The sequence below is a fragment of the Sphingomonas sp. GC_Shp_5 genome, from assembly GCF_026540855.1.
Classification (GTDB): Bacteria; Pseudomonadota; Alphaproteobacteria; order Sphingomonadales; family Sphingomonadaceae; genus Sphingomonas.
Window position 1 is genome coordinate 1 of record NZ_JALNUP010000048.1, and the last position, 10,541, is coordinate 10,541.

The 10,541-nt window shown below is 61.6% G+C and carries 7 protein-coding genes; 5 read left to right on the forward strand and 2 right to left on the reverse strand.

All coding sequences use genetic code 11. The features are described from left to right. Window positions 1–11 precede the first annotated feature (11 nt). Window positions 12–398, reverse strand: coding sequence for a DUF6334 family protein (locus OXR60_RS19450; protein WP_267397708.1), 387 nt, complete (start codon window positions 396–398; stop codon window positions 12–14). Window positions 399–1,155: 757 nt separating this feature from the next. Here OXR60_RS19450 and OXR60_RS19455 point away from each other — a divergent pair. Further along, entirely contained in the window at window positions 1,156–2,283 is a 1,128-nt protein-coding gene (locus OXR60_RS19455) for a CDP-glycerol glycerophosphotransferase family protein (protein WP_267397709.1), read from the forward strand. A 178-nt stretch (window positions 2,284–2,461) separates the two neighbouring features. Here the strand turns inward: OXR60_RS19455 and OXR60_RS19460 are convergent, their stop codons facing one another. After that, the gene (locus OXR60_RS19460) at window positions 2,462–3,514 is read right to left on the reverse strand and encodes a RelA/SpoT domain-containing protein (protein WP_267397710.1); all 1,053 of its coding nucleotides are present in this window, start codon (window positions 3,512–3,514) and stop codon (window positions 2,462–2,464) included. Window positions 3,515–5,264: 1,750 nt separating this feature from the next. On the opposite strand from OXR60_RS19460, the gene OXR60_RS19465 reads away from it, so the two are divergent. From OXR60_RS19465 to OXR60_RS19480, 4 genes are all read left to right on the forward strand, one after another. Next, window positions 5,265–9,308 carry a YadA-like family protein gene (locus tag OXR60_RS19465; protein ID WP_267397711.1) on the forward strand — a complete coding sequence of 1,348 codons (4,044 nt, stop codon included), beginning with the start codon at window positions 5,265–5,267 and terminating at the stop codon, window positions 9,306–9,308. Window positions 9,309–9,592: 284 nt separating this feature from the next. After that, window positions 9,593–9,976 carry a hypothetical protein gene (locus OXR60_RS19470; RefSeq protein ID WP_267397713.1) on the forward strand — a complete coding sequence of 128 codons (384 nt, stop codon included), beginning with the start codon at window positions 9,593–9,595 and terminating at the stop codon, window positions 9,974–9,976. Between the two features lie 11 nt (window positions 9,977–9,987). Then, window positions 9,988–10,164 carry a hypothetical protein gene (locus OXR60_RS19475; RefSeq protein WP_267397714.1) on the forward strand — a complete coding sequence of 59 codons (177 nt, stop codon included), beginning with the start codon at window positions 9,988–9,990 and terminating at the stop codon, window positions 10,162–10,164. Then, window positions 10,161–10,541: DUF3164 family protein (locus tag OXR60_RS19480; RefSeq protein ID WP_267397715.1), on the forward strand; the 381-nt coding region annotated here is incomplete at its 3' end. The genes OXR60_RS19475 and OXR60_RS19480, both read left to right, overlap by 4 nt.

The following is a 10,541-nucleotide window of genomic DNA, read 5'->3' on the forward strand; positions in this document are numbered from 1 at the left end:
ACATCCGACGTTTACGTGACCGGCAGGACGCGCCGTATGCTGATGGTCGCTCCCTCGCCTGTGAAGCACACCTGCGGCTCAAGACCGGAGAACGACAGGGTGAACATATCGAGGTAGCCTAGGTAGTTTCGACCCACCCAGCACCACCCCAACTCTGATCCAACGAAGTCGGATAGTTCAGCGACGGCAAACCAATCGCTGTTCATCTCGGGCGCCGCCTCAAGCTCCACAGCAATCTCGTCGGTGTCGGGATCGACTCGCAGCATGAGGGCGCGGCCCTCAATCACAATGGCGACGCCCTGCCAGCCAGCCGCGCCGTCGCGCCGGCCCAGTACCGCAGTGGCCACGTGACCATGGGCCTCATCATAATCGAATTGGAGCATCGTGCGGTCGACCATGGACCGTTCTTACCTCACCGGCGGAATGTCCGCTAACCACTAGGTTGCGATATCCGCTACGGTAAAAGCCGACCCCGAAGCGGCCGGTCGGCAGTCGCCCACTAGCGGACATCGGGCAGTTGTGTGACCATCGCGAAATGCCTTCCTACCGTTCCTCGCTGTTATACTTTGTCGCCCTGGCGTCCTGCGCTTCCAAGCCGGTCGAACTCGCTGCTGATAGGTGCTGGACTGTAGTTGTTGGCGATAACGTCGAAGGGGCCGTTGTCCTCTTCGCGCACAAGGCCAAAGACGGCTGCATCGAATGCGGAGCTTCGGTGTCCGGGCGCGGATGCCCCGGCGTCGGGTTTGCCACGGGCAATGATAGCGTCGATCGGGCTTATGATCGCATCGTGCAGTCAGCGCGTGAGGATGGGTCCGGCAACGTCCAAGTCGTCGTGCGTCTGGCAGGCGAGGTTATTCCAAACGGCGCTACAGGCAGGCCGATGATACGCGCTCGCCTTTTAGAGTTCGGTCCACCTGACCGCCGCTAATCACACTCGCTCACCGCAAAGCTGCCGTTCCGCTAACCACCAACAGCGGACGTTCGCACCCGGACCGGTTCGGATGACCGCTTTCGCCCACAAGCAGACGAACCTGGCACCGCTACGAACACCCCATACGAGCCGCTCATTCAGAACGCCGCGTCGCTTTTTTGCAATGCTTATGACTAGTGGTCGCCGCCGCTTTTCGCGGCCTCATCGCACCCTATATCGCCCCGATGAACATCGCATTCCTCTTCATTGCAGAAGCTTATCAGGTTTATCATGGGGCTGCCGTCGCTCTCGAGCTGCTGCAAATACCCGGTGTGAACGTCACCTTTTACTACAATGATCCAGATGTGCCCCACCACCTTGAGCGCATCAGGCGAGCCTACGGGGCGCCCGCTGTGGATTATGTACGCCTTGCGAGGAGTACCAAAACTAAGGCGGTGCAGACCCTGCGTGTGTTTGGCTTGGACAAAGAAGCGGTCCTTCGAACCAACGAGGCTCAACTAGCGCGGTACGATGCGGTGGTCTCGCTTGAAGATACCACGGAGATTCTTTTCGGCGGTAGACCAGCGGCTGAGCGCCCCGCCCGCATTTTGATCGTTCATGGTGCTGGCGATCGTCACGTCCCGTCGATGCCGCGAAGGGCGCGATTCGATCTCATCATCGTCCAAGGCGAGAAGATGAAGCAGCGCTTCCTCGACATGGGCATCGCCAAGCCGGGCCATATCACCGCTCCGGGCTACCCCAAGCTCGACACCAGCCGCCGTCTCGTCGACGCCGACGTGCCGTTGTTCGCCAACGACCGACCCATCGTGCTCTACAATCCGCATAAAGTGCGTGGCCTGCAAAGCTGGGACCGCTTTATCGAACCGATGCTGCGTGCGTTTGCGGAGCAGGACGACTACAACCTCGTTGTCGCGCCGCATGTGAAGATGTTCCGTCGGCGCTCCGAACGCCGCCGGGAGCAATGGCGATCGCGCAGCACGCCCCAAATCCTGATTGATCCGGAGTCCGATCGGTCGGTCGATAACACCTACACGACTGCCGCGGCGATCTATGTCGGCGACGTGAGCAGCCAAGTCTACGAGTTTCTTGCCGAACCGCGGCCGTGCGTGTTTCTCAATCCCAACAAGGTTGATTGGCCTAACGACCCGTATTTCAAATTCTGGCATCTCGGGGACGTTGTTGAGCGTCCTGAAGATTTGATGGACGCTATCGCACAGGCTCCGAAACGCCATGCGGCTTATCTGCACAGGCAACATGACCTTACCAGAAGCTCGTTGGGAGATACGTCGGCGAAAGCTGCAACTCGTGCAGCGTCTGACATCCTTCAGTTTCTCGAGAAAGCATCGAGCTAGGCGTGCTAGATTTTCCAGTCCGCTTGCGCTGTCTGGCCGCTAGAAGCGGACCTTCCGCTTACCACCAAAGTCGGACGTTGAATGGGGGTAGCGCGCGGGTATCCTAAGCGCGCCGGCGTCCTTTGACGCTGAGGCGTCAGCCGGGCAGGGCGGAGGGTGTCTCCGCCTCTGCTAGCTCCTAAGCTCTGCGTCGGCGATTACGCACCCGTGTTTTACCAGGGACGAGCTGCTGGCAGCCTTCATCGATCAAGCGTACGAATTCGCCGGCGTCCGTAAAATAATTTCTGAACGCAATGCGCACCTCTTCCGCGCTGTCTGCTCGGACAAGGACAATGTCTTGACCTGGATGCTCTTTTTCCAAGCGAAACAGCTCGCGAAGAGCATCTGTGGCGTCTCTAAAGGTCCGAGTTTCTAGGGACTCGCCTCCGAATATGAGAATCACGTTCTTCTTCTCGGAAACCTCACTGTCAGCTGAATTCAAGGCTCGGAGCATGGCCATCATGCCGATCTCGCCATCTATCTCAACGAATTGCTCGACAAGCTGCTCGCTTGTCAGCGTAGGGTGACTGGAGAAGGATGCCTCGCACGTTCGTGCAATGATCTCGCTCGCGAGAGACAGCGCATGCTCATAGCGGTGATCACCTTGCTGAAACTTCGGCTGACTTCTAGTAATAAGGCCAACCACTTCGACAGCCGTCGCCCATGCATGCTGATAAAAAGTGCGGTACTGAAGTTCAATAAGAAGTCCTTTGTACGGCCTGCCGTGCTCCGAATGGGCATCATATGCGTAGACGTCATGAACGCCACGGTATCCCGTCGCCTTTGGCGCTTTTAGATAATCATACTTATCGAGTTGGTTCTTCAACGTATGGTTAAAGTTTGCCTTGTGGATATGGCCGCGAAACTCGTACAACTCAGCGGTTGAAGGGAAAATGAGTCGGCAGCCCGCGACATCATCCATTCGAGCAAGTTCCATGCCCGGAAACCTGTTGAGCTTGTCGAAGATGGTATTTCGGCGCTTGTGCCGCTGCGCGACGACTACCTCTGTGCCGCGTGTGCGGTTTCGTAAAATTCCCTGAAATGTATTGAGCACGTGACGGTGCGCGGCACGCCAAATTTCAATCGTCGAGAGATCTTCTGCGGTAGCTGTTCCGCCACGAACTGCCGCGCCGGCGCGAGTAACGCGGCCGCGAGATCCACCTGGAAAGTCGCTCTTTGGTTGCTGACCCATGCCCTCTTGTACAATGCTCAGGATAGGTGATCTAGCTATCTTCTAGCGCGGGTATGATGCGGGTATCTCCGCCCAGTCGGAACATCTGGCTTTGGTGGGAAGCGGCCTGCCTGCTTTCGGGAAGGCTGGTGGTGATAGCTGCCGTCCCAAAAAGGATCCATTTCCAGGAATGCCAGCCTTTATCGAGCGCAGACGCGAACTCGCTCGTTCACCCAGCACCCGCCCCGTTTGCGAGCCTTGCCAAGTGAATCAGAGGCGCGATCATCAGTAGGATCAGCGTTCCAAGTCACATTGGCTGTGCCGTCGCCGTTCGATGACACCATCGCGAAGTGTGGATAATGCGGCTTACCATGATCCCAGGTGTTCAGTGTGTAGTCGCCGGTTCCCATCGGATAGACCCAGCAGCGACCCGCTACCTTTACCTTGCCGTCGACCTCCAGCCGGCATTCCCGTTGCTGATCCGCTGAGTTAGCCGGTTGGCCTCGGTGGGAGGACTTCACGCGTTGAGCCGCGACAATGGGCGTCACAGGCGCGAACAGCGCGGCGGCGCAAAGAAGGTTTATTATACGCATCATAGATCAGCATCCACTTAGAGAACTTAGGCCGTTACCGCGGGAACACGGCTATCGAAGCCGGCGCTGACTCTCTCCGGAATGATCTGGAAGCCGTCTACCCCTAACCCCTCACTTCCAGCGAGCGTGCACGACCTGACACGCTCAGCGGTGTCGGCGGCATCCACCATCTGGATCGACATTCTGCCCTCGCTTCACGAGCGTCCGTTTATATGAAATCATTATCGGCATCGCTACGTCCACCTCTGGGCGGGAGCGGCCGGGTACCGGTGGCGTAAAATGAGGGTAGCGGTGGTGCGGTAAGCCGCAGAAAAGCGTGACCGCGGCGGATGTGGTATCCGCCTTTTAGGAGAGATCGAGAGCGTGAGTGAACCCGACATCGTTGAGATCGGCCGGCTGTGGCCGCGCGGATCAAGGGTCAGCTGGACGACTTCCATGCTGAGGGCGTCCAACTCGAGCGCGAGGAGGCGGCGATGGCGCTCGGGCTCATAGAGGCCCTAATCGGGATCCTGGGAGTCGAGCTGAAAAATGAGTCCAGCGGGGGGGGCAGAGGGTTTCTCGGCCTGGCTGATCGGCCGCTAACGCCCATTCTCGGTCATTCGAAGTAGCGCCGTACGTCCCGATGACGGACGTTCCCAAGAAAGCGGCATCGTAGCAAGAATCAGTACCGAATGTTTGGCGGCGTTGCGCCGGGGCATATAGCTTCGGGCAGAACACCGCCGCGCTCGCCGTGTTCGGCAGCGGCTTGATCCCGTAATCCTCGTCAATGATGACCTGTGCGGATTGCACCCAGTTCGGCTGCTATTCCGCCTGAACTTCAGACGCCCAGTCCAGATGCTCTCTCGGTGCGAGGCATTCCAGTACAGTAATTAAAAGTCAAATCGGCTATAATTAGCCGTCGCTAAACAACCGTTATGGAGTGCGAATTGTAGCGCACCATTACTATCTGTTAGGTATCGAACAGCTAGTCACCTGCAGAAGAAAGCTATCGCGCAGGAGATCTGATGTCGAACGCCAGTACGAGGATGCAGAATCCACTCACACTTGATGATCGCGCTTTGGTCGTGGATCCTACTCATGCGAAGCTAAAGAAGAGTGCCGCGTGGCACGTCACTGGAGTTATCGAACGCAAGTCGCGTCGCGCCGTTCATCTTCGTGGCCTTATATCCTGTGCCGCATTGGCCTTCACCTCGCTTGCCGGTAGCCAGGCCAGTGCACAGACCTCTGTAGTCGGCGCCTGCACCGGCGTTAGCCTGCCGCGCTCGGTCGTAACCGATCTGATCGGTGACGTTCTGGTACCCGTACTGACGCCGGCGCAGACGCTGCTGAATCCCCTGACGGGCGGGCTGCTGAACCTAAACATCACGCCCACTTTGACGAGCACCGCTGCGGGTGCGCCGATCACGCTCAACGCGCTCGACATCAACGGCAATGCGATCACCGCAGCGGGTCCGGGGCAGTGCGTTCAGCAGGCCGATGGCTTCCAGCTGACGACTCCCGCTGGCCTGTCGCTGGGTGGTGGCCGGATCACCGGGCTCGGCTCGGGCGGTACCTATGCCAGCGCCGCCGAACTCGATGCGATCGCGTTTGGTAACGGTGCGAATACCGCCGTCGGCGCGACCGGGGCGGTGGCAATCGGCGCCGGCGCTTTTGTTGCAGCAGGCGCGCCCGGCAGCGTCGCTCTTGGCCAAAACTCGGTGGCAAGCGGCGCGACGCTCGGCAATAGTGCCTACCTCACCGGCGGAGCCGCGACGGCAGAGGTAAATATCGGCAGCCGTCGCCTTACCGGCCTTGCGGGCGGTTCGGCCGATACGGACGCAGTGAACGTCGCGCAGCTGAAGCAAGCGATACTCGGCTTGACCCCAATCGATACGCTGGTCTTCGATACCGCCGCAAACGCCTTCAGCGCTACGCATGGCGGGGTAGCGACGCGCATCACCAATGTAGCAGATGGCACGATTGCAGCCGGATCGACCGATGCCGTCAACGGCGGTCAGCTCGCCACCATCAACGGTGCAGTAACGGCGAACACCACCAACATAACCAATGTTGGTGCTGCGGTGACCGGCCTGCAAGCCGACGCATTGCTCTACAACCCTGCGATCAACGCCTTTGATGCGACGCGCGGAGCTGGCCCGGGTACGATCACCAACGTTGCCCCTGGTGCGCTGAACGCAACATCGACCGACGCGGTCAACGGAACGCAACTGTTCGCGACCAACACCCGCGTCGATGCCAATGCCGCTGACATTACCAACCTCACCACCAACATCGCCAATGGCACCGCCGATCCGCTCGCCGTGCGCTACGCTGATGCCACCAGAGGCACGCTCGTGCTCAGCGGTGCAAACGGCACGGTCCTGACCAACGTTGCGGCTGGGACCGTGACGAGCACCTCCACCGAGGCGGTCAATGGCGCGCAGCTTTCTGCCACCAACGATGCCGTGGCGGGCAACACCGCCAACATCACCACCCTCGGCGGTTCCGTTTCGACGCTCAACACCAATGTCGCCGCATTGCAGTCCGACGCGCTGCAATATGATGGCGGCCTTCAGGCGTTCAACGCAGCGCGGGGCGGGACCGCCCAGCGGATCACCAACATCGCAGCTGGCACGCTGAGCACGACCAGCAGCGACGCGATCAATGGTGCGCAGCTTTACGGACTCGGCAGCAGCGTCGCTGCGGCGCTGGGTGGCACGTCGAGCTACAATCCGGCAACCGGGCAGGTGAATGCCGGCATTACTTATGGCGGCACCACGTATGGCGACGTCCAGGGGGCGGTATCCGCGATCGAGACGTCGATCGGAGGCACTGCTGGAACCGACCAGATGTATTTTAACGCCAATTCGACGATGGCGGACTCGCAGGCCATGGGCACCGACTCCACCGCAATCGGGCCGGCGGCAATGGCAGGCGCCGATGGCTCGCTCGCGGCGGGCCGCAACACCTTGGCGATGAGCGCTGGCTCGGTCGCGATCGGTGACGGATCGGCTGCGATGACCGGCAAGGCGGTGGCGATCGGCTCCGCCAACGTCGCGTCCGGGGATGGCGCGGTGTCGATCGGCGATCCGAATATTGCGACTGGCAACGGTGCGGTTGCACTTGGCCGCGATAACCAGGCGACGGGAGTGGGCGCGGTGGCGCTCGGCGACACCAACTTCGCCACCGGGGACTCGTCGGTCAGCATCGGCGGCAACAACAATGCCGTCGGCGCGGGCGCAATCGCGATCGGCAACGTCAATGCGGTAAACGGTGTGAACGCGCTCGCGATCGGCACTGGCAACACGCTCAACGGCTTGCAGGCTATCGCAATCGGCAACAACAACCAGCTCGACGGTGATCAGTCGCTCGGATTCGGCAACAACATAGTTGCCAATGGCGTCGATACGCTGGCGGTCGGCAATAACACGGTCGCCTCGGGCGATAGTGCCGCCGCTTATGGCAACCAAGCAGCGGCTGGGGGAATCGGATCGACGGCGCTTGGAACGGCTTCGATCGCCAACGCGCAGTATGCTGTAGCGGTAGGCAACAACGCTGCGGCAACCGCCGTGGCCTCGACCGCGCTCGGCACCGGCGCCGTGGCATCAAGCCTCGGGGCGGTCGCGATCGGCACCGGGGCGATCGCTACGGCCGAGAACAGCGTTGCGCTGGGCGGTGCCGCGTCGGCCACCCGCGGCGGCATCATAGGCTACACAGCGTTCGGTGTCGCGTCGGCGCAGACCTCGGTTGGCGAGGTCGCGGTGGGGGTGACCCTTGTCTATACCAATCCATTAACCGGATTAACCACCGCCACTGGCACACGTCAGATCACCGGCGTCGGTGCCGGCAGCGAAGATACCGACGCCGTCAACGTGGCTCAGCTTCGCGGAGTGTCGAACACCCTCGGAACGGCCTATGTAGCCGGCCTCGGCGGCGGCGCGACCTACAACGCCGCGACCGGCGCCGTGACGGGGCCGGCCTATGTCATCAACGGAATCACCTACAACAATGTCGGCGATGCGCTCGCCGGCGTCAGTGGTGCGGTCGGCCAGGTGGCCAGCACGGCGGTCAGCTACGACACGGCCGCCAAGGACAGGGTCACACTCGGTGGGGCCGCGGGCACGACGATCACCAATGTCGCGGCTGGCGCGGTCACCGCGACCTCGACCGACGCAGTCAACGGGGCACAGCTCGCTGCGACTAACCAGACCATTGCCAATGTCGCGGCCAGCACTGCAGCCAGCCTCGGCGGTGGATCGGTGGCCAACGCCGATGGCACCATCACCGCGCCGACCTATCAGGTGGCGACCGTTGTGGCCGGCGGGGCGCCCGCTGCGGCTACCTACAATGATGTCGGCACCGCGCTAACCGGGCTCGGTAACAGCATCGCCAACGTCAACAACCGGATCGACACAATCAACACGATCTCTGATCGCGCAGTGACTTATGACGGCGCGAGCGGAACGCCACGCGACACGATCACGCTGGCCGGCGCGACCGGCACGCGCCTCACCAACGTGGCTGCGGGGGCGGTCAACGCGACCTCGACCGACGCGGTCACTGGGGCGCAGTTGAACGCCGTCGGGCAGCAGGTCGCCAGCAACACGACAAGTATCACCAATCTCCAGAACGGCACCGCTGGCATGTTCCAGGTCAACAACACTGCGGCTGGCCCGGCGCCGGTGGCAAGCGGCAGCAACGCCGTTGCAGGCGGTAGCGGCGCGATTTCCTCGGGCGCCGATACCGTCGCGCTTGGCACTGCAGCGAATGCGACGGCAACCAACAGTGTCGCGCTCGGCGCCGGCTCGATCGCCGACCGCGCGAACAGCATCTCGGTCGGCACTGCGACCGCCAATCGCCAAATCACGAATGTCGCAGCCGGCGTTTCGGCGAGCGATGCGGTGAATGTCGGCCAGCTCAATAGCGGGCTCAACCAGACGCTGGCCCAGGCTAACGCCTATACCGACACACGCCTCAACCAAGTTGGTTTCGATCTGAAGCAAGTGCGCCGCGATGCGAACGGTGGCACGGCGGCGGCGATGGCGCTGGCGACGATCCCACAGGCGTACGGGCCCGGCATGGGCATGGTCGGCGGCGGCATCAGCACCTGGGGCGGCGAAGAGGCCTTCGCAGTCGGTGTGTCCAAGGCGAATGCCGATGGCACGTTCGTGGTCAAGGTCGGCGCTACGATGAATACACGCGGTAAGGGCGGTGGCGCAGTCGGTGCCGGGTTTGCCTTCTGATCCTTTTAGGCGAGCGGGCGTCGCGCCCACTCGCCTTGACCTACCCCCGACCTCGGGATCCCTGCATCAGCAGGGATCCCTCCTTGTTTGCAGTCCTTTAGAGCCCGATTGAAAACTGAGTTGAGCGATTCAGTGGCTTGTGATTCACCGAGGGTTGCGAAGGGGAGGGCGACGCGAAACGTCCAAAAAGCCGCATCGTCGCGGACGAATATCCACGTTTGCAGAACTCACAGCCAAAGCGCCGATGTCACACCCGACTCTAGCGCCCAAGGCCAATTCCCTCTATGTTCCGCAGCATGACGGGGGTTGTTGCAGCGCCACCGCGGCGGATTGAGGCGCTGGCCTATATTGTCGAGCGGATCCAGCGATCTGGCACCAGTCCGAGCTACGGCGAGATCGGGCTGGCGCTTGAGCCTCGCGTTGTCCGTACACGGGCGCGGCAGCTGGTTGACCAACTAGTCGAGCTCGGCCTGATCGAGCGGCCGCCCGCCTCCCGACGAGGCATCCGTATCCGCGATCTCGCGCGCTGCCGCCAGGTCATCGGCGAAGCACTTGGGCAGCGTGGCTGTTGGATCGCGCAGCCGCTCGGTGCCCTGCAGCCTCCCCACTGTACAATTGAGCAGCTGCCGTTGCTGCCGCTTATCGTGGAAGATTCCGGCGTACACTGATCGGGATCAACATGACCATCGACACCAAGAGCATGCGCAAATTGCTCGAAGCCGCACCTGGCAACAAGGTGGCGATGGAGAAAGACCACGTGCGCAGGCTCCTTGATGTGGTCGAGGTGGGGCAATCGGCCGCGTTGGCCCTGGCGGGGCTAAGCCTCATCCTGCCGGAACAGGTGGTCCAGGCATGACCGACAAGCCTCATCCCGCCGCGATCGACGTCAATGGTGCCTGGTATCTGCGCGACGCCAAGGGAGCGCTCGTCCCAGTCGAGCTGGTGAAGCCAATCGATCTCCTCATCGATGAATTGGTCCGCACGACGCTGGATGAGGCCCACGCTGTGTCGGCAGCCCTTTCCGCATTCAAGCAGCGCACCTTCGAGCGTGTCGGTGAGCTGCAGGCGCTGCTGGCCCAGGACTATGGCGCCGCCATTGGCGGCAAGAAGGGCAACATCACGCTGCCGGCATACGACGGCCGCGCAAAGGTGCAGGTCGCCGTCGCGGATCAGCTTGAACTCGGCCCCGAGCTGCAGGCCGCCAAGAGCCTGATCGACGAATGCCTGCGCGAG

Bases quoted from the DNA above. Each gene is read 5' to 3' on its own strand.
- OXR60_RS19475 (WP_267397714.1), top strand. From the start codon at position 9,988: ATGACCATCGACACCAAGAGCATGCGCAAATTGCTCGAAGCCGCACCT.
- OXR60_RS19460 (WP_267397710.1), bottom strand. From the start codon at position 3,514: ATGGGTCAGCAACCAAAGAGCGACTTTCCAGGTGGATCTCGCGGCCGC.
- OXR60_RS19450 (WP_267397708.1), bottom strand. From the start codon at position 398: ATGGTCGACCGCACGATGCTCCAATTCGATTATGATGAGGCCCATGGT.
- OXR60_RS19455 (WP_267397709.1), top strand. From the start codon at position 1,156: ATGAACATCGCATTCCTCTTCATTGCAGAAGCTTATCAGGTTTATCAT.
- OXR60_RS19470 (WP_267397713.1), top strand. From the start codon at position 9,593: ATGTTCCGCAGCATGACGGGGGTTGTTGCAGCGCCACCGCGGCGGATT.